A 21706-nucleotide genomic window follows, 5' to 3' on the forward strand; every position below is an offset into this window, starting at 1 on the left:
TCACTCCATATCTGGAACCTGCCCGAAAGCGTACAACACATTCGGCTCGCCGTACTCCCCGATGTCGGGGTGTGCCTCGCGGGACCAAGCGATGACGCCTGCGTATCGGCCCGCCAGTGCTGCTGCCTCCGTTCGCGCCCGAGCCTCGCTTTGGAACTCGCGCGGCTCAAAGGCAGGCCGCATTCCGCCTTCGCCATCGTCCTCGAAAGCCATCACGACGATGAGCTTCGGCATTTTGTGAACAGGTGCTGTGCCGCTCATATCTGGACTCCGTTCTCGTCTGGCGGTAAATTAGAACAAAATGAGAACGCGAGCAACTGTGCAGTAGAATGAGCAAGATCCGAACCCTGCGCCACGTAGCCGATAGCGGCGCAACGATGCTGGCCGTTTGCCATGCGGTCGGCTGTCGGCATACGCGGCCAGTCGACTTGCACAAGCTGATGAAAGCGGTGGGCGAGCTTGCCAGCGTGCTACCGGTGCGAGACCAGTCGCACTTCTCGGAGCGTATGCGCTGCCCGGAGTGTGGTCACCGGGGAATGTTCTTGTGGGTAGAGCAACCGCAGAAGCCGCACCCTATCTCAAATAGCCGGATGAACTTCCTTGTAACGGCGTATGACCGCGAGACCAATCGCGTCATCTCCGACGTGCTGCGTGCCAGCGACCGGCGGGTGGCCCATGGGGGATTTTCAGTGGCCGAAGCAATCATGCCCGCGGCGCGCCTGGAAATGACCTTCCAGAACAGGATCATCCATCAGTCGCATCTGAGGATTGTGCGGGGCGGGCGGGGGTAGATTCGATCCGAGATTCGATACAGTATCCACGTAGCTTTGCAGATAAACCTGTTTCTGGGTAACCCACCCTCGACAGGCGGGATCAAACCCATTAGATACCCCTATCGAAAATCCTAATGGCTTTCGGGACGGATAGGAATCTAGGAATTCGCTAAGTATTTGAAACTCCTAAATTGGCGTGCTCCGTCCCCGGGCACCATTTATCTGTTTTTCTCCGCATCAGTTTCTGTCATGGAAATGCTCTGTATCGAACAGTCTTGTCGGTGCATAAGTTACGGCAGTCGGCGTCGTGACTTTCATTTGCGGGCGTTGATCGCGTAAGATGGCTGGCCGGCTGAGCGGAGGGCATTCTTGATCGCTAGCGTTCTCGAACCGTATGGCGCGTTGATCGTCGCTGCGGTCATTGCCATCCTTTTTGTTGCCTTTGCCCGGGAATGGCGCGCGCCTGAAGTCAGTGCCGGTGTCGCGGCATCCGCTCTTGTCGTGCTCCAGATCATTTCCGTGGACGATCTGCTGGGCGTGCTGTCCAACAGCGCCCCGGCCACCATCGCCGGCATGTTCGTGATTTCGGCGGCCTTGATGCGCACCGGCGCGCTGGAACGCTTCATGGTGCTGGTAACCTCAGGCGCCAAACGCCATCCCTACCGCTCGATGCTGCTGTTTCTGGTGTCCATCGCCATCATGTCGGCTTTCATGAACAACACGCCGCTGGTGATGATGATGATCCCGGTTGCTGTGGCGCTGTCGCGGGAAATGCAAGCCGCACCGACCAAATTGCTGATTCCGGTGTCGTTTGCGGCCATTCTGGGCGGAACCGGCACGCTGATTGGCACCTCCACCAACATTCTGGTCGATAGCGTAGCGCAGGCGCAGGGGCTGGAACCGTTCCATATTTTCGAGATTGCGCCTGTTGGGATTGTGGTGGCCATCGTCGGTATCATCACCATGCTGGCGTTCCGGTTCCTTTTGCCGGACCGCACGTCGGTGGCGGTGCTCACCTCCCAGGAGGGCAAGCAATATGTGCTCGAAGCGGTGATCGAGGACAATTCCCCCCATGTGGGCCGCAAGGCGCGGGACGTGCCAGCGTTCAACCGCTCTGACCGACAACTGATCGACGTGCTGCGCGCCAGTTTTTCCTTGCGTCGCCATATGCATGACGTGGTGCTTCAGGCCGGGGACGTTGTGGTGCTGCGCACTTCGGTAGCCGAATTGCTGTCAATGAAGGAAGAGGGCGATTTGCAACTGCCTGAGGCCGAGCACATGCAATCGCTGGGGACCCGCTCATCGTCAATGATCGAGATATTGATCGGGCCGGGTGCGGGGGTGCTGGGCAAGACCCTCAAGCATTTGCGCCTGCGCCGCCGCTACGGCGTCTATCCGCTGGCGCTGCACCGGCGCGGGGCGAGTATTTCGGAACGATTCGAAACGACACCGCTCGAAGTGGGCGATACCCTGATGATGGAAGGGGCGCCCGAAGACCTTCAGCGCATGGTCGAGGATTATGATCTGGTCAACGTCTCGGTGCCCGCCGAACGCGGTTTCCGCCGGGGCAAGGCACCGCTGGCGGTGTTCGTGCTGCTGGCAGTGGTGGTCGGGGCGGCGTTTGGGCTGATGCCGATCGCCGGCCTGGCGCTGATCGGCGCGGCAACGGTGCTGGTCACGCGCTGCGTTGAACCCGACGAGGCAGTACAGGCCGTGGACTGGCGCGTTCTGGGGCTGATCATGGCCATGCTCGCTATTGGCGTGGGGATGGAGAATGTGGGGCTGGTCGGCCATATCGTAGGCGCAATCGCGCCGCATCTGGCGCAGCTCTCGCCGCTGTTTGCACTCGGTGTCGTCTATCTGCTTTCCTCGTTTCTGACCGAAGTGGTGACCAACAATGCGGTGGCGGTAATCGTCACGCCGGTTGCCATCGGGCTGGCCGCGAGCCTGGGCGTCGATCCCCGACCCTTCGTGGTTGCAGTGATGTTTGCAGCCAGCGCGAGCTTTCTCACCCCCATCGGCTACCAGACCAACACGCTGGTCTATAGCGCCGGGGGCTACAAATTCTTCGATTTCGTACGCATCGGCCTTGTGGTCAACGTCGCGGTGTTTGCGGCGGCGATGGTGATGATTCCGCTCACCTGGTCGTTCTAGGGTCTTGACCCTGGCGACTCCCGCCGGAACCGCCGCACGCCTGCATCGTTCTTCCTGTCCAGACAAGGAGACGATCATGCCTGCAAAATCCAAGGCGCAGCAACAGGCCGCCGGAGCGGCTCTGGCCGCCAAGCGTGGCGATATCCCCAAGAAGGACCTCAAGGGCGCCTCGCGCGAAATGGCCAAATCGATGAGCGAAAAACAGCTCGAAGACATCGCCTCGACCAAGCGCAAGAACCTGCCTGAGAAAAAGCACTAACGGAGCGCTTCCAGCAAAAGTGGCTCGCACTTTTGCGGTTCGGAAGCGCGACCAGACAAGGGCTGCGCTTCCAGCAAAAGTGGCTCCACTTTTGCGTTTCGGAAGCGCTAGACGATACGTGCGTTAGGCAGCTTTTGGCGCGATGTTTGCCAGGGTCGAGACCAGCCGTTCGGCGGTCAGCGGCTTGACGCAGACCGGGGCGCTGGCGAATTCGGTGCGCAAGGCTTCGCGCTCGGGCTGGCCGGTGTGGAAGGCGAAGGGAATGCCGCGGGTCCGCAACAGCTTTGCCGCCGGGAACACTTCCTTGCCATGCAGGTCGATATCGAGCAATGCCAGATCGATACTGGCATTAAGGGCCGCCGCGCTTGCGTCCTCAAGCGAGGTGCAGGGGCCGACGACTTGCGCGCCCGCCGCCGTTAGCGTATCGGCGATATCGAGGGCGACCAGCATTTCGTCTTCGACGAGCAGTACCGTCTTGCCTGCCAGTATCCTGTCGGGCACTGTGGACCTCCCTTTCGGGCTTGGAGACACTGCGCCCAGTATGGAAGCTCCGGGTTTCGAGGGCGTTAAGAGCGGCCGGATGCTCCGTGCCGGTGATATCTTGCTCTTGGTCGGGCGGATTTGCATCAAATGCAAACAAATAGGTTGGACTCTATTTTACCATGCAGGCGTAGGGTTGTGAGCAACGGTTGAGTGGCGCTGGTTCGACTCACCAGCGCTTCCTAACCGTGGGGGCACACCGAAACAAAAACGGAGACGCCCTATGCCTTCCGCCTACATCCTGGCAAAGGACCGCATCCAGCAGGCCCGCGCCATGCTGGCCAATGATATCTGGTTCGACGCGGTTACCGATCACCTGTTCGAGGTCGCGCTGGCGCGGCTTGACGAACTGGATGCCGGGGTGTTCGACGATGCCGGCAAAAGGCCCGAAACGCTTCGCCCCGCCATGCCCGCGCGGGTGCGCCTGATGCCGTGGCTCGACCGCTGAGAGGGGCGTTTCCGGTTGAAAAACATGCTGATTTTGCTGCAAATGCGCAAAATTGTGGGAACCGGACGCCGTGCCCGAAATTTGCTAGAAAGTGAGCGTAGCGAAGAGAACTGATTCTGTTCGGCTCGCGCCGGCAAGCTTTCCATAGGGGGTTTCCGATCGGTACCGGTCCGCACGACACGATCCTCAACAAGGCCGCGATACGCTGGAGCCTTTCCAAGCTCACCCCCGTGGCCGAAACCGTCACCGCATGGACCTACAAGGTGCTGCGCGACGACAACACGCCGGCGGCGCTGCGGGTCTATAAGCCCGGGGCAGGGGATGCCGGACGGTCCGGCGCCCTGTTGGACTGGTATCGCGGCGACGGGGCCATCAGGCACTACGCCACCGCCGAAAACGCAATCCTGACCGAATGGGCCGATGGCAAGCTGCTGTCCGAGCCCGCGCTTGAGGGTCGGGACGATCAGGCCATCGGGGCGATCGCCAATCTGGTGGGAATGCTGCATGTCAGCCGCCCCAACGTGCCCGACAACCTGATGCCGCTGCGCGAATATCTTTCGGATTTCTTTGCCGCCGACGTGCGGCTGTGGCCCGATACGGCGCGCGACCTGTATGCGCGCTCGGTGGGCATCGCCTACGCCGCGCTCGACAAGCCCGCCGCCGATATTCCCCTGCATGGCAATGTGCATCACGATCGCATCGTTTTGACCGAGCGCGGATGGATTGCCCGCACCCCGATCGGACTGGTCGGCGATCCGGCCTATGAACTGGCGGCCTGCTTCGTGCACCCGTGGGGCAATGTAAACCTCGCCGCCGATCCCGTCCGCATCAACGCCATGGCGGACGTGTTTTCCGCCAAATTGGGACACCGGCGCAAACGTATCCTCGCCTACGCCGCCATCTACGCGGCCAACTCCGCCTGCCAGGCTTTGGCGGTTGGCGGTTCGATCAACTGGCAACTCGCCATCCTGCCCAACCTGCTCTCGGCCTACGATCAAGCCTGAGGTGCAGGGGGGAACTGGAGGCAGGGGGGGTGCTCACCGCGTATCCGCAAGGGAGATGGGTATCTCCGGTCGGGCGGAGAGCAAGTCCTCAGCGTCATCCCGGGCGAAGACCCGGGAACCAGTAACCGGCAGGGCTTGTGATAGAGCCGTGGCGCTGAGTGTACTGGCCCCCGGACCAAGTCCGGGGTGACAAGGGGTGGGTGAGGCGGCGATTTTGATAATCATGCCTTCACCCGTCCCTCGCGTGTCATCCGGGACCAGGACCCCGCAGCTGGCAGATTTAGCGGCCTTTTCTTCACCACCGCCGCCCGCTTCCCTTCTCCCCTTGAGGGAGAAGGTGGATCGCCCGTAGGGTGAGACGGATGAGGGGTGCTGTGAGTTTCTGCTGTCCACCAGCGCGGATGCTTTTTCTCCCGGCAGTGCACCCTCACCCCCGGCCCCTCTCCCTCAAGGGGAGAGGGGGGCGCTTTTTGCTGCGCTTACGACTCTCTTCTCAACGCTGCCCCAACCCGTCATCCCGGGCGAAAACCCGGGATCCAGCAACCGGCAGGGCTTGTGATAGAGCCGTGGCGCTGAGGGTACTGGCCCCCGGATCAAGTCCGGGGTGACAAGGGGTGGGTGAGGCGGCGATTTTGATAATCATGCCGCCACCCGTCCCTCGCGTGTCATCCGGGACCAGGACCCCGCAGCTGGCAGAGTTAGCGGCCTTTTCTTCACCACCGCCGCCCGCTTCCCTTCTCCCCTTGAGGGAGAAGATGGCCGCGAAGCGGTCGGATGAGGGGTGTTGTGAGTCCTTGCTGTCCACCAGCGCGGATGCTTTTGCCCCCGCAGTGCACCCCTCACCCCCGACCCCTCTCCCTCAAGGGGAGAGTGGGGCGCTTTTGGCGGCGCTTAGGACTCTTTTTCAACGCCTCCCCAATCCGTCATCCCGGGCGAAGACCCGGGATCCAGTAACCGGTAGGGCTTGTGATAGAGCCGTGGCGCTGAGGGTACTGGCCCCCGGATCAAGTCCGGGGTGACAAGGGGTGGGTGAGGCGGCGATTTTGATAATCATGCCCTCACCCGTCCCTCGCGTGTCATCCGGGACCAGGACCCCGTAGTTAGCGGCCTTTTCTTCACCACCGCCGCCCGCTTCCCTCAAGGGGAGAGAGGGCGCTTTTTGTAGCGCTTGCGCTGAAGCCAGCCGGGGCTACGCCGTGAGCGTACGGCGCACGGCGTCGTGCCAGCCGGCGAGTCGGGCGGCGCGGGTGGTGGGGTCCATGTCGGGCAGGAACTGTTTTTCCAGCGCCCACAGGCGGGAAAACTCGTCCATGCCGGGCCAGAGGCCGATTGCCTGTCCGGCGAGCCAGGCCGCGCCCAGAACGGTGGTTTCGAGCATGTGGGGGCGATCGACCGGGGCGTTGAGGATGTCGGCGAGGAACTGCATGGTGTAGTCCGAGGCGACCATGCCGCCATCGACCCGCAACACGGTGCGCGCGCCGTGCCCGTCCCAATCCTTGTGCATGGCGTCGAGCAGGTCGGCGGTCTGGTAGCAGACCGCTTCCAGCGCCGCGCGGGCGAAATCTTCCGGGCCGGTGTTGCGCGTCAGGCCAAAGATCGCGCCGCGCGCCTCTGCATCCCAGTAGGGCGCGCCCAGCCCGACAAAGGCAGGGACGAGATAGATATTTTGCGCCGGATCTGCCTCCAGCGCCAGCCGTCCGGAATCGGACGCCTTGCCGATGATCTTGAGCCCGTCCCGCAGCCATTGCACCGCCGCCCCGGCGACGAAAATCGAACCTTCCAGCGCATAGGTGGTCTTGCCGCCAAGCCGATAGGCGATGGTCGAGAGCAGGCGGTTTTGCGAGCGCACCAGAGTGTCGCCGGTGTTGAGCACGGCAAAGCACCCGGTGCCATAGGTGGATTTGAGCATGCCCGGCGCAAAGCAGGCCTGACCGATCACCGCCGCATGCTGATCGCCAGCGACGCCCCTAATCGGGATGGCGGCACCGAACAGCGATACCTCGGTTTCGCCATAAGCCCCGTCGCTGTCGCGCACTTCGGGAAGCATGGCTTGGGGAACATCGAGCAATGCCAGCAACTCGGCATCCCACGCGCCGGTGCCGATATCGAACATCAGGGTGCGGCTGGCATTGGTGGCGTCGGTCGCGTGAACCTTGCCGCCGGTCAACCGCCAGATCAGATAGGCGTCGATGGTGCCAAACGCCAATTCCCCCGCTTCGGCCCGCTGGCGCGCGCCCTCGATGGTGTCGAGCAGCCATTTGACCTTGGTGCCGGAAAAATAGGGATCGAGTAAAAGGCCGGTCTTGCGGCTGACCATCTCCTCATGACCTTCGGCGCGCAGTTGCGTGCAGATATCGGCGGTGCGGCGATCCTGCCAGACGATGGCCCGATGGATCGGCTTGCCGGTGGTCTTGTCCCACACGATGGTGGTTTCCCGCTGGTTGGTGATGCCCAGAGCGGCAATATCGCCCGCCTCAAGGCCCGCCTTGGCAAGCGCGGTGCGGATCGACCACAGGACCGATTTCCAGATGTCTTCGGGGTCGTGTTCGACCCAGCCGCTTTTGGGGAAATGCTGGCGGAATTCCTTCTGGCCTTGCCCGACCACCTGCATGTTCTTGTCGAACACCAGCGCGCGGCTTGAGGTCGTCCCCTGATCGATGGCCAGAATATGGCTGCGCATCACCCGTTCTCCCTGCGGCTGTTGAGCCAAAAGCCTGCCTCAATCGCGCAGCTGCGTAAAGATTGACGCGCCGGGCCAACCAGTGTCTGGTGGCCGGGGTCCCGCCTTTTGTCTCCCTGTAAAGCCGCTGCATGCTGTCTGTGCTCAACGTCATCGCCCCGGTCTTTGTGCTGATCGGGCTGGGTTATCTGGCCGTGCGGCTGAAGCTCTATCCGGAGACGGGCGTTGGCGGGCTGCTCGCCTATGTGAATAATTTTGCAACCCCGTGCCTGTTGTTCCGCGCCATGATCGACGTGGATTTCGCCTCGGCGTTCAATCCGGCGATCATCGCGCCCTATTATGCAGGGGCGTTCGCGGTGTTCGTCATCGGGGCTCTGGGGGCAGGCAGAATCTTCAGACGGACGCCCGGCGAGGCGGTGTCCGTAGGGTTTTCCGCGACCTTCACCAATACGGTGCTGGTCGGCATTCCCGTGGTGCAGCGGGCCTATGGCGATGAGGCGATGCCGATCATCTATTCGATAATCGGCCTGCACGCGCCACTGCTGATGACGCTGGGCATGTTCGTGATGGAACTGGCGCGGCGCGATGGCGGGCGGGTGAGCACGGCGCTGGTGCAGGGCGTGCGCAAGGCGGCGGTCAATCCCATCCTGATCGGCATTGCGCTGGGACTGGCCGGTAATGTGGCCGGACTTGAGCTGACGGGCGTTGTCGATGACGTGACCCTGCTGCTCGCCGGAACGGTGATGCCCGTTGCCCTGTTCGGGCTGGGCGGGGCGCTCAACCAATACAAGCTCGGCGAAACCTGGACACAGGCGCTGATGACCAGTGGATTGCAACTGATCATCCATCCGGCCATCGCCTATGTGCTGATGGTGCCGGTGCTGGGGGTCGATCCGCAGGTCGCCCGCTACGGCGTGCTGCTTGCAGCGATGCCAGCAGGTATCAATACCTATATTTTCGCGACCTTCTACAACCGCGCGGTCGATGTGGCCGCCAATACCATCCTGCTCTCGACGGTGTTGTCGCTGATCACCATCACCGGATGGCTGCTGCTGTTGGGGGCGTAAATCGATCTGGTTCTGGACGACGATTATAAATTGCGTAACAGTCGGGGCGTTCACATCCGGCATATTGGGGGCCAGCGGCTCCTGCCGATCTATCGAGGGAGACACGATGTACAAGTTTGAAGTTTATAAGGACAAGGCGGGCGAGTTCCGCTTCCGCTTTCGCGCATCCAATGGCGAGATCATGTTTGTCTCGGAAGGCTACAAGGCCAAGGCCTCGGCCATGAGTTCCATCGAATCGATTCGCAGGAATGTGCCCGATGCCGGGCTGGACGATCAGAGCGCAGCCTGAACGCATCCGTTCCGGCTATGCCTGAGGGCCCGGCACAGCGTCCGGGCCCGCTCAGCCTCATTGTCCCGGAGCCACGCTGGGCTGTTTGCGACCATTGACCATGACAACCACCAGCGGAATGGCAAAGGACAACAGCAATAGCCGCGCCACGTGATGGGCGGCGATGAACGCGGTGTCATAACCCAGTGCAATCGCCAGCGCGCCCATTGATTCGAGCCCGCCCGGTGACAGGCCCAGCCACAACTGGCCGACGGGCATCGACACCAGGAAGCTGACAGCGATGGCAAACAGGGTGGTGGCCGCAACGGTGATCGCGGTGGCGACGCTGCCGCCCCACAACGCCTGAACCATCTCGGCGCGGGTGATGCCGGCAAAACGCGAGCCGATCAGCGCGCCCATGCCGATAAAGGTGGGGGTGACCAGAAGCGGTGGCAATGCGCCCGAGAAATTTCCGGTGAGCTTCATGATGGTGGCGACCGCCATCGAGCCCAGCACATAGCCCGCCGGGATTTTGAGCCGGGTAAACACCCACCCGGCCAGCGCACAGCAGGCGGCCCCTATGGCCAGCGTGTCGAGCGCCATCATCTCCACCGGTGCGCTATCGAACTGTCCCAAAGGCAGAAACAGCGCGCCAATGGGGGCAAACAGGGTCAGCACCATTACCCGCTGCACCTGAATGACGACGATCTGGCGCGGATCGCCGGTGCCGGCGGTGGCCAGAGCCATGACGAACGAGAGGTGTCCGGGAAAGGAGCTGAGATAGGCGGTGCCGGGATCGAACCCGAAGAACCGGCGCAGCACCAGCCCGCATAGCCACACGATCACCACCAGTTCGAGCGCCAGCGCGGCCAGGGTGATCGGCCACTGGCCGATCAGCTCCAGCGTATCGGGCGCGACGCTCGCCCCCATCGACAGGCCGACACAGACAAACAGCACGTTGCGTACCGGATCGGGCATGGCCACGGGCATTCCAGCGATGGCGGCGACCGACACGGCCAGCGCCCCGCCCATCAGCACACCGCCGGGAATGCCGAAGGCATCCAGCGCCAAAGCGCCGATGGCCGCAACCAGCAGCGTCAGCGCGGTTCGGAAACCAATTTTAGGCAAGACCGGATTTCCTACTGAGCCGCCAGTGCCCGTTCGGCGATGCGCACCCAATAGCTCACGCCAAAGGGAATCGCCTCGTCGTTGAAATCATAGGTGTCGGTATGCAGGTCGGCGCTGTCGCCATTGCCGATGAAGATATAGGCACCGGGCCGGGCATTGAGCATATAGGCGAAATCTTCGCCGCCCATGGTGGGTTCGACATCGGCATTGACCCGATCCTCGCCCGCCACCTCGCGTGCCACTTCGGCGGAGAACTCGGTTTGCGCGGGAGCGTTGACCGTCACCGGATAGCCCCGGCGATAGGTTACGTGCGCTTCGGCCCCGAAGGCCTTGGCAAGCTGGGGCACCAGCCGCTGCATGCCTTCTTCCATCTGTGTGCGCACCGCTTCATCCAGCGTGCGCACCGTACCCGTCAGCTTTGCGGTGCGGGCAATGACGTTATGGGCGGTGCCGGCATTGATGGTGGTGACCGAAACAACCGCCTGCCGGATCGGGTCGAGATTGCGCGACACCAGCGTTTGCAGGCCGGTGACGATATGGGCCGAAACCACCACCGGATCGATGGCCAGATGCGGCATGGCCGCGTGACCGCCATGGCCAGTGACATCGATGATGAACTCATCGGTGCCCGCCATGATCCCGCCCGTCCGCATGGCGAAATGCCCGAGCGCAATGCCGGGCATGTTGTGCATGCCGAACACTTCGGAAATCCCGAACCGCTCCATCAGCCCGTCTTCGACCATGGCGCGCGCCCCGGCCCCGCCTTCTTCGGCGGGCTGAAAGATGACGGCAACGGTGCCATCAAAACTGCGGGTCTCGGCGAGATAGCGCGCCGCGCCCAGCAGCATGGCGGTGTGCCCGTCATGGCCGCAGGCGTGCATCTTGCCGTCGCGCGTCGAGGCGTAGGGCTTGCCGGTGCGCTCGGTGATCGGCAGGGCGTCCATATCGGCGCGCAGGCCGACGACCTTGTCCGAGGTGCCGGTGCCGCGGATCAGGCCGACCACGCCGGTGCGCCCGATCCCGGTCACCACCTCATCGACACCGAAACTGCGCAGCTTGTCGGCGACGAAGGCGGCGGTTTCATCCACGTCGTAGAGCAACTCCGGATTGGCGTGGAGCTGCTGGCGCCAGGCGGCGATATCGGAATGGAATTCGGCGACGCGATTGATGACGGGCATGGATGAACCTGAAGTCTTGAAAAGAGCGCGCCAGTCTCTCGATAGCGGCGATATTCGTCAATGGGGCCTTGAACGCCGCGTGGCGGCGGCGCTATCTGGCACCTTAAGCGTGTTGCAAGCGGTGGGGCCCGACCTGAGCGAAGATCTGAGCATCGATTTTATTGGCGGAGCGGTGGGCTATCGCCTGCGGTCCGGCGAGGGCAGGGGGCAGCCGCTGGCGCGCGCGGTGGGCCTCAAAACCCGACCGTTTCCCGCTATCGTCGATGCTACCGCCGGTATGGGACGCGATGCGTTTTTCCTAGCGTCGCTGGGGGCAGACGTGACGCTGATCGAGCGCAGCCCGCAGGTGCATGCGGCGCTTGCGGCGGCATTGGAGCGGGCGCGGAACCATAGCGAGGACCTGGCGGCCATCGTCGCGCGCATGACGCTGCTGCACGGCGATTCGCGAAAATTTCTGCCAGACCTTGCGCCCGAAATCGTGCTGGTCGATCCCATGCATCCGGAGCGGAGCAAATCGGCGCTGGTCAAAAAGCAGATGCGTGACCTGCGTGATGTGGTCGGCGCTGACACCGATGCCCATCAGTTGCTGGAGGTGGCGCTGGCCAGCGCGACGCGCCGGGTGGTGCTCAAATGGCCCCTGCGCGCTGCTGCAATTCCCGGCCTGCGCGCTCCCAGCCACCAGATCGTGGGCAAAACCACGCGCTATGATGTGTTTGTGGTGGGGTAGGGGGCAGGACCTAGTCTTTCACGTCTTCGACGATCTTGCGTAAGGCGGCATTGAGGCGGCTTTGCCACCCGCTTCCACCCTCCCGGAAATGCGCAATGATATCCGCATCGAGTCGGATGGTGGTTGACACCTTCGGGGTCTCCACCCGCGGCCGCCCCCGGCGGGGCCTCGTCGCCGCAAGCTTTTTCTGCCAGTCTTCCTGCGACAGATCGGGGGCGTCATCCGGGTCAATCCAATCGCGGTCCATAGAGTGCTTTTTCCCGGTCATTGGCTTTCCTCATAGAAATGATGCGGTAGGCGTTTGCGCGCGGCGTCCACACCAGAACCACCATACGGCCATCGAGTGTACCGATTGTGATGAAACGCGGCTCGCCGTAATCCTGCCGATCGTCTTCCACCGTCAGGGTCGTGCCACGGAAAACGTCTCCGGCCCGCGCCATGTCCAGGCCTCGATTTGCCAACGTCATTTCACGTTTGCCTTGGTCGAACGTAATGCGCATAATAAATGTTACTACGTAAAATAGGTTCCCGCAATTGCCATTGCAAACCGGAGCATGGCCACTATAAAGACGACGCGCCTTTCCCTATCCAGTTCGAGAGCGAGAATGTTCGAGACTCTTTCCAAGGCTCCCCAGGACAAGATTTTTGCGCTGATGGCTGAAATTGCCGCCGATAACAGGCCCGGCAAGATCGACCTCGGCATCGGTGTCTATAAGGACGACGACGGCAACACCCCGATCATGACCGCGGTGAAAAAAGCCGAGGAGCGGATCGTTTCGACCGGGAAAACCAAGACCTATATCGGCGTGGCCGGGAACAAGGGTTTTGCCAATGCCATGGTGAAACTGTCGCTGGGCGACAGCGTTGCGGCGGATCGCGTACGCGCTGCACAGGCGCCGGGCGGAACCGGAGCGCTGTGGGTGCTGCTCACGCTGCTCAAGCGCGCCAATCCGGACGCGACAGTGTGGATTTCCGATCCGTCCTGGCCGAACCACAAGCCGATGGCGATTGCGGCAGGCTTCAAGGTCGCCGAATATCCCTATTTCGACCCCACCACGCGCGGTGTGCGCTTTGACGATCTGCTGCGCACCCTCGATGGTCTGGGCAAGAACGATATCGTTCTGCTCCATGGCTGCTGCCATAACCCGACCGGGGCGAACCTCACCCATGAGCAGTGGGACCAGGTGGTCGCCTCGCTCAAGCGCACCGGAGCGTTCCCGCTGGTCGACATGGCCTATCAGGGCTTTGGCGACGGGCTGGAAGAAGACGCCTACGGCCTGCGCGCCATTGCCCGCGAGATCGAGGAATTCGTCTGCGCGACGAGCTGCTCGAAGAATTTTGGCCTGTATCGCGAGCGGGTTGGCTGCGCCATGCTGATCGGCAAGAACGCCACCGAGGCCGACACCGCCAATTCCCAGATGCTCAACGTGATCCGTGGCGCCTATTCGCAGCCGCCCGATCATGGCGCGGAAATCGTGCGCATGATCCTTGAGGACGACGCGCTGCGCCAGGAGTGGATGGACGAGCTCGAAGCGATGCGCAAGCGCATGGTCCACAACCGCACGGCGCTGTCCGAAGCGATCCGCAAGCGCTCCAACAGCACCGATTTCGACTTTGTCGCCGACCATCGCGGGATGTTCTCGCTGCTGGGCCTCGATGAAGCGACCGTCGACCATTTAAAAGCCGAAAATGCGGTCTATATGTTAGATGACAGCCGCGTGAATATCGCCGGTCTCGCCGATGAGCGTATCGAGCGCCTGGCCGATGCCATTGTAAGTGCCACCCGTTAATCGGGCTGAATTCAAGACTGGTTGCTGGGCCGCTGAGTTGTCCGATACATTTCGGTGACCGGCTCCACGCATGATCCCAAGGGGAAGATAATGAAGTTCTTCGTCGATACTGCTGACGTCAACGAAATCCGCGAATTGCACGATGCCGGTCTGCTCGACGGCGTCACGACCAACCCCTCGCTCATTGCCAAGTCGGGCCGTGATTTCAAGGAAGTGGTCAAGGAAATCTGCGACCTGCTGCCCGGCCTGCCGGTTTCCGCCGAAGTCGCCGCCACCGATTTCGATGGCATGATGGCCGAGGCCGACGTGCTGGCGAAAATCGCCGACAACGTGGTCATCAAGGTGCCGCTGACCCTTGCCGGTCTCAAGGCCTGCAAGGCGCTTTCGGATCGTGGCATCAAGACCAACGTGACCCTGTGCTTTTCGGCCAATCAGGCGCTGCTGGCCGCCAAGGTCGGCGCAACGTACATCTCGCCGTTCCTCGGTCGTCTCGATGACATCAATCTCGACGGCATGCAGCTGATTCAGGACATCCGGATCATCTATGACAACTACGATTTCCAGACGGAAATCCTGGCTGCCTCGATCCGCTCCGCCAATCACGTTTCCGACGCGGCGCTGGCCGGTGCCGACGTGGCGACCATTCCGCCTGCCGTTCTCAAGAAGCTGGCCGACCACCCGCTGACCGACAAGGGCCTCGCTGCCTTCGTCAAGGATTGGGAAGCGACCGGCCAGTCGATCGTCTGATTTGTCCTTGAGCGATGATGTTGCAAACAAGGTAAGACAGGCGCTGGGCACCATCGAGGTGCCCGGTGGCCTGATGCTCGCCGATTTTGCCGGCCTGTCCGATATCATCGTTACCAAAAGCGCCATCGCTTTTGCCATCTCGGTTTCTCCGGGAATGGAAAAAGCGTTCGCACCGGCGCGGACCGCTGCGGAAGCGGCTGTCACGGCGATTGCCGAAGGCCGCAAGGTGATGGTGTCGCTGACCGGCGACAAGCCGCCGGTCCAGTCGGCGCCGCAATCCGCCGGGCGCCGCCCCGGCCCCCCGCCCAAAACGCCTGTTCCGGGCATCCGTCACATCGTCGCCGTTGGCGCGGGCAAGGGCGGGGTCGGCAAATCGACCTGCGCGGTCAATATCGCGTTGGGACTGGCGAGGCGTGGTTTGAATGTCGGCCTTCTCGACGCCGATCTTTATGGGCCCTCCCTGCCCAAGATGCTCGGCATCGAAGGCCAGCCCGCCATCCGCGACGACAAGATTTTCAAGCCCTTCGAGGTCTATGGCATCAAGGCGATGTCGATCGGGCCGATGCTGACCGAAAGCCAGGCAGTGGTGTGGCGCGGGCCGATGGCCACCTCGGCCTTGAGGCAATTGCTGCGGGAAACCGATTGGGGCGAACTGGACGTTCTGGTGGTCGACCTGCCGCCCGGCACCGGCGATATCCAGATTTCGCTGGTCCAGCAGGTGGACCTGGCCGGCGCGGTGGTGGTCTCGACGCCACAGGACATGTCGCTGATCGATGCGCGAAAGGCCATCGATATGTTCCGGCGCACCAATGTTCCGGTCTTGGGCATTGTCGAGAACATGAGCTATTTTATCGCCCCCGATACCGGCACGCGCTACGACATCTTTGGCCATGGCGGTGCCAGAACCGCTGCCGAAGCGCTCGATATTCCGTTCCTCGGCGAAGTCCCGCTGGTCATGTCGATCCGCGAAAGCGGCGATGCCGGACGGCCCGCCGTGGCGGTGTCGGGCGATGGTCCCGAAGCTGCCGCCTTCATCGCCATTGCCGACCGGCTCGCCGAGAGGCTCGGCGTGGTGTCAAAGCCCCGCTGATCTCTGCCAGCCGACCCGGGCATCCTTGTTACTTTTGGTTCCTGTCGTATATTGTGGTTCCTGCAAGGCTGCTTTTCCGTTCGGATGCGCACATGAGTGTAATGAAGAAAACCGATCTCCACCCCACCGAGCAATGCCTCAAGATCAGCGAGGTGCTGGGTCGGATCGGCGACAAATGGAGCCTTTTGATCGTCGCGCGGCTGGGAGAGCGGTCCCGCCGTTTTGGCGAACTGATGCGCTCGATCGATGATATTTCCCAGCGCATGCTGACCCGCACCTTGCGCGGTCTTGAGCGCGACGGTTTGGTCAAGCGCAGGGTGATCCCCGCATTGCCGCCGCATGTCGAATACGAGCTGACCGAGTTGGGGCGCTCGCTGCAGGAACCGGTCACGGTTCTCGGCCAATGGGCCACCGAAAACCTTTCTGCCATCGACGCGGCCCGGGCCAGCTATGACGAGGCCGCCGAATAAGGCAGCTTTCCGGCCAGCCGCATCCCCGGCCGCCTTTGGCCCTCTCGTCGCCCTGCTTGGCAAGCCACGGACTTTGTGCGACGCTTCCCGTGCTGCAATACCGGGCCCGAACATGCAAAAGGGCCACCGAAAACGTTTTGGTTCCAAAACGTTTTGGAATATCGTAATGCGGCAGTTGGCGCCTTATTGGCGTCACAATGTGCGATGGGAGGACTATATGCACAAAACCCTTTTGGCCGGAGTGTCCGCTCTGGCGCTTTCCCTTGTTGCGACGACTGGCTTTGCACAGGACATCGTCCGCGGGGAGGGGGCGTTCAGCTGGGATTCGCTCGATGCCTTCGAGGCCGAATATGGCGACACGAGCGGGAGGCTCACCTTCTGGACGCCGTGGAACAGCCCCGAGGAATCGGCGCAATGGCGGGCGGTTGTGTCGTTCTTTGAAGACGCCACCGGGGTCAGCACCCAATTGGGATCCTCGCCCAATTATGAAGAGCAGGCTCGCATCGATATCGCTGCCGGTTCACCCGCCGATATCACCATCCTGCCGCAGCCGGGACTTCTGGCGACATTTGCTGCCCAAGGGGCCCTGGCCGATCTGGGCGATGACGCAACCGCCTGGCTGGGTGAAAACTACGCCGCCGGCGAATCCTGGGCCGCGCTCGGCCAGTTTGCAGGCGCGGACGGGGCCGTGCATCAGTATGCCTTCCCCTTCAAGCAGGAAATCAAATCGCTGATCTGGTACTCGCCGGACAATTTTGAGGAAATGGGATACGAGGTGCCCGAGACCATGGAGGCGCTGTTTGCTCTCCAGGATCAGATCAAGGCGGATGGCGGCACCCCGTGGTGCATCGGCATTGAATCGGGCGGCGCGACCGGCTGGGTGGCGACCGACTGGATCGAAGACCTGATGCTGCGCACCCAGTCGCCCGAAACCTATGACGCGTGGGTGACCAACGAGCTGAAGTTCAATTCGCCGGAAGTCGTCAACGCCATCGATATTTTTGGCTCGATCGTCAAGGACGATGCCAACGTGGCCGGTGGCACCGCAGCGATTGCCACCACGGCGTTTGGCGACAGCCCGGCCGGGTTGTTCACCATCCCGCCCCAGTGCTACCTGCACAAGCAGGCGTCCTTCATCGCGGCGTCGTTCCCGTCCGGAACCCAAGCCGGCACCGACTATGATTTCTTCTACATGCCGCCCTATGAGTCGGAAGATCTTGGACGCCCGGTGCTCGGCGCGGGAACCCTCGTTTCGATCACCAATGATTCGGACGCGGCGCGCGCTTTCATCGAGTATCTCAAGACCCCGATCGCGCACGAAATCTGGATGGCGCAGGACAATTCGGCGTTCCTGTCGGCCCACCATGACGTCAATGTGGATGTCTATTCCTCCGACGCGCTGCGCCAGCAGGGGGAAATCCTGCTCGAAGCGACCACGTTCCGCTTTGACGGCTCCGACATGATGCCGGCGGCCATCGGCACCGGTGCCTTCTGGTCCGGCATGGTCGATTTCGTGAACGGCGCATCCGCCCAGCAGGTCGCGGACCAGATCCAGGCCGCCTGGGACAATATCGAGGACTAGTCTGCCCAATAGTCTGCATGTGCCCATGGCGGTCCGCCGCCATGGGCAGCACTCCGGCCACCGTCCGGAGCTTGAAATTAAGACCATCCGGGAGCGTGGGGCAGGGGATGATTGTACAGATTTTCAACGCGGTGCTGGCGGTTGCGGTCGCCCTGGCCGGTGCCGCGGCCTATTTCTGGGGATCGAACTGGCTGCTCGACAAGGTGCTGGTCCGCAGCGGGGCAGCCGGTAGCGGCCAAGAGGTCGGCTATGACCGGCTGCGCACGGCGATCCGCCCCTGGCTATTTCTGTTTCCCGCACTGCTGTTTCTGTCCGTCTATCTTGTCTATCCGGTATTCGAAACCGCGCGGCTGAGCCTTTACAACGCCAATGGCAGCCGTTTTGTCGGGCTGTCGAACTATGTCTGGGCGTTTGGCGACCCGACGTTTCGCCAGTCGCTGCTCAACAACTTCCTCTGGCTGTTGATCGTGCCGGCGCTGTCCACCGGCTTCGGGCTGGTCATTGCCGTCCTCGCCGACCGGGTCTGGTGGGGCAATATCGCCAAATCGCTGATCTTCATGCCCATGGCGATCTCGTTTGTCGGGGCGTCGGTCATCTGGCGGTTTGTCTATGCCTATCGCGGCCCCGACCAGCCGCAGATCGGCGTGCTCAACGCACTGGTGACCGGCATTGGCCTGCCGCCGCAGAACTGGATCACCATGGTGCCGTGGAATTCGTTTTTCCTCATGGTCATCCTGATCTGGATCCAGACCGGCTTTGCCATGGTCATCCTCTCGGCCGCCCTGCGCGGCATTCCCGAGGAAACCATGGAAGCGGCCCGCATCGACGGCGCCAATGAGGTGCAGATTTTCTTTTCGATCATGATCCCGCAGATCACCGGCACCCTGGTCGTCGTCTGGACCACCATCACCATCACGGTCCTGAAGGTGTTCGACATCGTGTTCGCCATGACCAATGGCGAGTTCCAGACCGAAGTTCTGGCCAATCTGATGTACGCCTGGATGTTCAGGAACGGTGATTTCGGGCGGGGCTCCACCATCGCCGTGGTCATCCTGATCGCCGTTCTGCCGATCATGATCTGGAACGTCCGCAACGCCAACCGTGAGCAGGGGACGCGCTGATGAGTTCGACCGCCACACCCATCGTTTCCGCCACTGCACCCATCAAGGCCGAGCGGCCCGCTCTTCCGGCGCTCAATATCGGGCGGCTGGTGGCCAATATCGCGCTGCTGCTGATTGTGGCCCTGTGGACCTTCCCCTCAGTGGGGCTGCTGGTGTCCTCGGTGCGCGACGCGGATCAACTGGCGGTTTCGGGCTGGTGGACCTCGCTCACCACTTCGGTTCGCGCCAGTAACGCGCGGCTCGGTGACGCCGATGCCCAAATCCTTGACGACGGACCCTATGTGATTTCCGGCTCGATCCTTGAGCCTGGAACGGAAAAGATCATCGATGCTGTCGGTATCACGAGCCGGGAGCCGGGAGCCTTTGCGCCGGGTGATATCATCCCGATGCGGCAGGGGGGCGAGCTGGTCGTTGAGGAGAACGGGCAGTATCGCTGGAGTTCGACCACCGCGTTCGAACACGAGTCCGGGCCGCGCATCTATTATGTCGCCAGCGAAGCGCCGCGCTTCACCTTCGACAACTACTACCGGGTCCTGACCTCCGATGGCGTCGGACAATCCTTCATCAACTCGCTGACCGTGGTCATTCCCGCAACCATCGTGCCCATCCTGATTGCGGCCTTTGCCGCCTATGCTCTGGCGTGGATGAGTTTCCCCGGACGCGGGGTGCTGGTTGCCATCATCGTCGGGCTGCTCGTCGTCCCGCTGCAAATGTCGCTGATCCCGATCCTGCGGCTCTATAACGGCATTGCGCTCAATTTCGGCGGCGAGGCGCAGGGCTATCTGGGGGTATGGCTGGCCCATACCGGGTTTGGCCTGCCGCTGGCCATTTTCCTGTTACGCAATTACATGGCCGGTCTGCCGCGCGAAATCATGGAAAGCGCCCGCATGGATGGGGCCAGTCACTTCCAGATTTTCACCACCATGGTGCTGCCCTTGAGTTTTCCGGCGCTGGCGTCTTTCGCGATTTTCCAGTTTCTGTGGGTCTGGAACGACCTGCTCGTCGCGCTGATTTTCCTCGGATCGCAGGATACCCAACTGGTTTTGACCGGGCGTCTGATCAACCTGATCGGTACCCGCGGCAACAACTGGGAACTGCTGACCGCAGGCGCGTTCATCTCAATGGTGGTGCCGCTGATCGTCTTCTTCTCACTGCAACGCTACTTCGTCCGCGGACTGCTGGCCGGGTCGGTGAAAGGGGGGTGAGGGACCGCTGAGTTCGCCCGTTCCCCCGCCGTCATCCCGAGTCTTCGCCTGGATGAAGCGTTGAGGAAGGGCAGCACGCGAAACCTCAGCGCACCCCTCATCCCGTGCCATTCGGGCAGGGCTCTCCCCGAGAGGCGGAGGACGGGCCGCTGAGTTCCCGCATTCACCCACCGTCATCCCGGGCGAAGACCCGGGATCCAGTAACCGGCAGAGCTGCGGTTCTATCTCTACCGCTGCCGCATACTGGATCCCGGCTCAAGGCCGGGATGACCACGCTGGAGAACCAGTCACCCCGGCGCACCCCCAGCCCCTCTCCATCAGGGGAGAGAGAACCGAGCAGCAATCAGGCGCCGATCCTCAAGCGCCAACCAGCTCCACATCCCCGGCGATCGACTCTCCATCAACTCCATCGCCCAGATCGAACACCGACGGCACCAGCGTTCCTGAGATCTGCTTGCGCTCGCATTGGCGGATCACTTCGGCGACCAGCGCGCTGCCGGCGGTGCGCAGGGAAGAGCGCACATAGGTGATCTGGCCTTCGAGCGGGCCGAGATTGAGATATTGCAACTCGTCATTCATCGAGGCGACCATCACATCGCGCCCCGGAACGCGGCCCGCGCGCGAGATGGCCGCCAGCCCTTCGGTGGCCAACAGGATGGAGGAATAAAGGAACGCCGTGATCGACGGTTCGGCCAGCGCCAGCTCGGTGAGCTGATAGCCCGCTTCCACCATGGGGTGGGTGCCCTCCAGATACATCACCGCATCGGGCGAATGGCCCAGATCGCGCAGCGCATCATAGACCGCCTGCCGCCGCGTGGTGGCATAGAGAAATTGCTCATCGCCATTGATGAACGCAAAGCGCTTGTGTCCGTTGGCGAGGATCAGCTTGGTCAAATTGTAGAAATTGCCGTAATTGTCCACATCGACCCAGCCATAGCGCTCGCTGCGGGCCTCGCGCCCATGCACGACGAACGGCACACCCGCTTCGAGCAGGAACGTGATGCGCGGATCGTCAGGCCGGGGCAGGTCGACGATGAACCCGTCGACGCTGCCGTCATGCACATAGCGCTCATAGGTGGCCAACTGCCGCTGGGGGTTTTCGCTGGTCATCACGATATCGTAGTGATCCTTGCGCGCCTCGCGCAGAACGCCGGCCATCACCTCGACGAAATGCGGGTCGACGAATTTATTGTCATCGTCGGACTGTACCCAGCCGATCGAATGGCTGCGCTGGGTCACCAGCCGCTGGGCGTTGCGGTTGGGTGTGTAGCCGAGGCGGCGGGCGGTCTCCACCACCTTCTCGCGGGTTTTCTCCCCCACATCGGTATAGCCGTTCAGCGCGCGCGAAATTGTGGTGATCGAAACGTTCAGCTCCGCCGCCAGGTCCTTGATGGTGACGTTCCGGCCCGATGCCGTGCTGCGCTTGCGTGATCTCTGGATTGGCTTGTTCATCTGTGGCGGCATGTCCAGGTTGG

At 62.2% G+C, this 21706-nt stretch carries 23 protein-coding genes; 15 read left to right on the forward strand and 8 right to left on the reverse strand.

Annotation, left to right across the window (positions count from 1 at the left end):
* Positions 1 to 261 (reverse strand): hypothetical protein, encoded by a 261-nt coding sequence (locus tag VNS12_RS13725; protein ID WP_325488408.1) that lies wholly within the window; start codon positions 259 to 261, stop codon positions 1 to 3.
* 68 nt (positions 262 to 329) lie between these two features.
* Here VNS12_RS13725 and VNS12_RS13730 point away from each other — a divergent pair, with 68 nt between their 5' ends.
* From VNS12_RS13730 to VNS12_RS13740, 3 genes are all read left to right on the forward strand, one after another.
* Positions 330 to 791: a hypothetical protein gene (locus VNS12_RS13730; protein ID WP_325488409.1), complete on the forward strand. Its 462-nt coding sequence runs from the start codon at positions 330 to 332 to the stop codon at positions 789 to 791.
* Between the two features lie 351 nt (positions 792 to 1142).
* A complete protein-coding gene (locus tag VNS12_RS13735; RefSeq protein ID WP_325488410.1) occupies positions 1143 to 2927 on the forward strand; it encodes an SLC13 family permease in 1785 nt (594 codons plus the stop codon).
* A 76-nt stretch (positions 2928 to 3003) separates the two neighbouring features.
* On the forward strand, positions 3004 to 3186 hold the full coding sequence (locus VNS12_RS13740) for a DUF3008 family protein (RefSeq protein WP_325488411.1): 183 nt from the start codon (positions 3004 to 3006) through the stop codon (positions 3184 to 3186).
* Positions 3187 to 3309: 123 nt separating this feature from the next.
* Here the strand turns inward: VNS12_RS13740 and VNS12_RS13745 are convergent, their stop codons facing one another.
* A complete protein-coding gene (locus VNS12_RS13745; RefSeq protein WP_325488412.1) occupies positions 3310 to 3687 on the reverse strand; it encodes a response regulator in 378 nt (125 codons plus the stop codon).
* A gap of 262 nt (positions 3688 to 3949) precedes the next feature.
* Here VNS12_RS13745 and VNS12_RS13750 point away from each other — a divergent pair, with 262 nt between their 5' ends.
* Both VNS12_RS13750 and VNS12_RS13755 read left to right on the forward strand, forming a co-directional pair.
* Positions 3950 to 4174 (forward strand): hypothetical protein, encoded by a 225-nt coding sequence (locus tag VNS12_RS13750; RefSeq protein ID WP_325488413.1) that lies wholly within the window; start codon positions 3950 to 3952, stop codon positions 4172 to 4174.
* Between the two features lie 200 nt (positions 4175 to 4374).
* Complete coding sequence (locus VNS12_RS13755) at positions 4375 to 5178, forward strand: aminoglycoside phosphotransferase family protein (protein ID WP_325488532.1); 804 nt, start codon at positions 4375 to 4377, stop codon at positions 5176 to 5178.
* A gap of 1189 nt (positions 5179 to 6367) precedes the next feature.
* Here VNS12_RS13755 and glpK read toward each other — a convergent pair.
* A complete protein-coding gene (gene glpK / locus VNS12_RS13760) occupies positions 6368 to 7858 on the reverse strand; it encodes a glycerol kinase GlpK (RefSeq protein WP_325488414.1) in 1491 nt (496 codons plus the stop codon).
* Between the two features lie 131 nt (positions 7859 to 7989).
* On the opposite strand from glpK, the gene VNS12_RS13765 reads away from it, so the two are divergent.
* Positions 7990 to 8925 (forward strand): AEC family transporter, encoded by a 936-nt coding sequence (locus VNS12_RS13765; RefSeq protein ID WP_325488415.1) that lies wholly within the window; start codon positions 7990 to 7992, stop codon positions 8923 to 8925.
* A 106-nt stretch (positions 8926 to 9031) separates the two neighbouring features.
* Entirely contained in the window at positions 9032 to 9214 is a 183-nt protein-coding gene (locus VNS12_RS13770; protein ID WP_325488416.1) for a YegP family protein, read from the forward strand.
* A gap of 57 nt (positions 9215 to 9271) precedes the next feature.
* Here VNS12_RS13770 and VNS12_RS13775 read toward each other — a convergent pair whose 3' ends face one another.
* The gene (locus VNS12_RS13775; RefSeq protein ID WP_325488417.1) at positions 9272 to 10321 is read right to left on the reverse strand and encodes an AbrB family transcriptional regulator; all 1050 of its coding nucleotides are present in this window, start codon (positions 10319 to 10321) and stop codon (positions 9272 to 9274) included.
* Positions 10322 to 10332: 11 nt separating this feature from the next.
* The gene (locus VNS12_RS13780) at positions 10333 to 11499 is read right to left on the reverse strand and encodes a M20 aminoacylase family protein (protein ID WP_325488418.1); all 1167 of its coding nucleotides are present in this window, start codon (positions 11497 to 11499) and stop codon (positions 10333 to 10335) included.
* Between VNS12_RS13780 and VNS12_RS13785 the strand changes: the two genes are divergently transcribed.
* On the forward strand, positions 11498 to 12226 hold the full coding sequence (locus VNS12_RS13785) for a class I SAM-dependent methyltransferase (protein ID WP_325488419.1): 729 nt from the start codon (positions 11498 to 11500) through the stop codon (positions 12224 to 12226). The genes VNS12_RS13780 and VNS12_RS13785 overlap by 2 nt on opposite strands.
* 10 nt (positions 12227 to 12236) lie before the next feature.
* On the opposite strand, the gene VNS12_RS13790 is transcribed toward VNS12_RS13785, so the two are convergent.
* Together VNS12_RS13790 and VNS12_RS13795 are read right to left on the reverse strand one after the other, a co-directional pair.
* A complete protein-coding gene (locus VNS12_RS13790; RefSeq protein WP_325488420.1) occupies positions 12237 to 12494 on the reverse strand; it encodes a BrnA antitoxin family protein in 258 nt (85 codons plus the stop codon).
* Entirely contained in the window at positions 12454 to 12693 is a 240-nt protein-coding gene (locus VNS12_RS13795; RefSeq protein WP_325488421.1) for a BrnT family toxin, read from the reverse strand. Before VNS12_RS13795 ends, VNS12_RS13790 begins: the two co-directional genes overlap by 41 nt.
* 138 nt (positions 12694 to 12831) lie before the next feature.
* Here VNS12_RS13795 and VNS12_RS13800 point away from each other — a divergent pair, with 138 nt between their 5' ends.
* The 7 genes from VNS12_RS13800 (at position 12832) to VNS12_RS13830 (ending at position 20231) form a co-directional block, all read left to right on the forward strand.
* A complete protein-coding gene (locus tag VNS12_RS13800; RefSeq protein ID WP_325488422.1) occupies positions 12832 to 14016 on the forward strand; it encodes an amino acid aminotransferase in 1185 nt (394 codons plus the stop codon).
* A 90-nt stretch (positions 14017 to 14106) separates the two neighbouring features.
* A complete protein-coding gene (gene fsa / locus VNS12_RS13805; RefSeq protein WP_325488423.1) occupies positions 14107 to 14763 on the forward strand; it encodes a fructose-6-phosphate aldolase in 657 nt (218 codons plus the stop codon).
* A 7-nt stretch (positions 14764 to 14770) separates the two neighbouring features.
* Positions 14771 to 15853 carry an Mrp/NBP35 family ATP-binding protein gene (locus VNS12_RS13810; protein ID WP_414693123.1) on the forward strand — a complete coding sequence of 361 codons (1083 nt, stop codon included), beginning with the start codon at positions 14771 to 14773 and terminating at the stop codon, positions 15851 to 15853.
* A 101-nt stretch (positions 15854 to 15954) separates the two neighbouring features.
* A complete protein-coding gene (locus tag VNS12_RS13815) occupies positions 15955 to 16323 on the forward strand; it encodes a winged helix-turn-helix transcriptional regulator (protein ID WP_325488425.1) in 369 nt (122 codons plus the stop codon).
* Between the two features lie 217 nt (positions 16324 to 16540).
* Positions 16541 to 17905, forward strand: coding sequence for an ABC transporter substrate-binding protein (locus tag VNS12_RS13820; RefSeq protein WP_325488426.1), 1365 nt, complete (start codon positions 16541 to 16543; stop codon positions 17903 to 17905).
* A gap of 107 nt (positions 17906 to 18012) precedes the next feature.
* Positions 18013 to 19026 (forward strand): carbohydrate ABC transporter permease, encoded by a 1014-nt coding sequence (locus VNS12_RS13825; RefSeq protein WP_325488427.1) that lies wholly within the window; start codon positions 18013 to 18015, stop codon positions 19024 to 19026.
* Complete coding sequence (locus VNS12_RS13830) at positions 19026 to 20231, forward strand: carbohydrate ABC transporter permease (RefSeq protein ID WP_325488428.1); 1206 nt, start codon at positions 19026 to 19028, stop codon at positions 20229 to 20231. The genes VNS12_RS13825 and VNS12_RS13830 overlap by 1 nt, the downstream gene beginning before the upstream one ends.
* A gap of 357 nt (positions 20232 to 20588) precedes the next feature.
* Here the strand turns inward: VNS12_RS13830 and VNS12_RS13835 are convergent, their stop codons facing one another.
* Complete coding sequence (locus VNS12_RS13835; protein ID WP_325488429.1) at positions 20589 to 21683, reverse strand: LacI family DNA-binding transcriptional regulator; 1095 nt, start codon at positions 21681 to 21683, stop codon at positions 20589 to 20591.
* Positions 21684 to 21706 lie beyond the last annotated feature (23 nt).

The organism is Pelagibacterium sp., from assembly GCF_035555455.1.
Taxonomy (GTDB): domain Bacteria; phylum Pseudomonadota; class Alphaproteobacteria; order Rhizobiales; family Devosiaceae; genus Pelagibacterium.

Excerpts from the sequence above, each read along its gene's own strand:
- glpK (WP_325488414.1), bottom strand. The coding sequence starts at position 7,858 with ATGCGCAGCCATATTCTGGCCATCGATCAGGGGACGACCTCAAGCCGC.
- VNS12_RS13800 (WP_325488422.1), top strand. The coding sequence starts at position 12,832 with ATGTTCGAGACTCTTTCCAAGGCTCCCCAGGACAAGATTTTTGCGCTG.
- VNS12_RS13740 (WP_325488411.1), top strand. The coding sequence starts at position 3,004 with ATGCCTGCAAAATCCAAGGCGCAGCAACAGGCCGCCGGAGCGGCTCTG.
- VNS12_RS13830 (WP_325488428.1), top strand. The coding sequence starts at position 19,026 with ATGAGTTCGACCGCCACACCCATCGTTTCCGCCACTGCACCCATCAAG.
- VNS12_RS13790 (WP_325488420.1), bottom strand. The coding sequence starts at position 12,494 with ATGACCGGGAAAAAGCACTCTATGGACCGCGATTGGATTGACCCGGAT.
- VNS12_RS13770 (WP_325488416.1), top strand. The coding sequence starts at position 9,032 with ATGTACAAGTTTGAAGTTTATAAGGACAAGGCGGGCGAGTTCCGCTTC.
- VNS12_RS13750 (WP_325488413.1), top strand. The coding sequence starts at position 3,950 with ATGCCTTCCGCCTACATCCTGGCAAAGGACCGCATCCAGCAGGCCCGC.
- VNS12_RS13825 (WP_325488427.1), top strand. The coding sequence starts at position 18,013 with ATGATTGTACAGATTTTCAACGCGGTGCTGGCGGTTGCGGTCGCCCTG.
- VNS12_RS13815 (WP_325488425.1), top strand. The coding sequence starts at position 15,955 with ATGAAGAAAACCGATCTCCACCCCACCGAGCAATGCCTCAAGATCAGC.
- fsa (WP_325488423.1), top strand. The coding sequence starts at position 14,107 with ATGAAGTTCTTCGTCGATACTGCTGACGTCAACGAAATCCGCGAATTG.
- VNS12_RS13785 (WP_325488419.1), top strand. The coding sequence starts at position 11,498 with ATGGATGAACCTGAAGTCTTGAAAAGAGCGCGCCAGTCTCTCGATAGC.
- VNS12_RS13795 (WP_325488421.1), bottom strand. The coding sequence starts at position 12,693 with ATGACGTTGGCAAATCGAGGCCTGGACATGGCGCGGGCCGGAGACGTT.
- VNS12_RS13820 (WP_325488426.1), top strand. The coding sequence starts at position 16,541 with ATGCACAAAACCCTTTTGGCCGGAGTGTCCGCTCTGGCGCTTTCCCTT.
- VNS12_RS13730 (WP_325488409.1), top strand. The coding sequence starts at position 330 with ATGAGCAAGATCCGAACCCTGCGCCACGTAGCCGATAGCGGCGCAACG.
- VNS12_RS13765 (WP_325488415.1), top strand. The coding sequence starts at position 7,990 with ATGCTGTCTGTGCTCAACGTCATCGCCCCGGTCTTTGTGCTGATCGGG.
- VNS12_RS13725 (WP_325488408.1), bottom strand. The coding sequence starts at position 261 with ATGAGCGGCACAGCACCTGTTCACAAAATGCCGAAGCTCATCGTCGTG.
- VNS12_RS13780 (WP_325488418.1), bottom strand. The coding sequence starts at position 11,499 with ATGCCCGTCATCAATCGCGTCGCCGAATTCCATTCCGATATCGCCGCC.
- VNS12_RS13835 (WP_325488429.1), bottom strand. The coding sequence starts at position 21,683 with ATGAACAAGCCAATCCAGAGATCACGCAAGCGCAGCACGGCATCGGGC.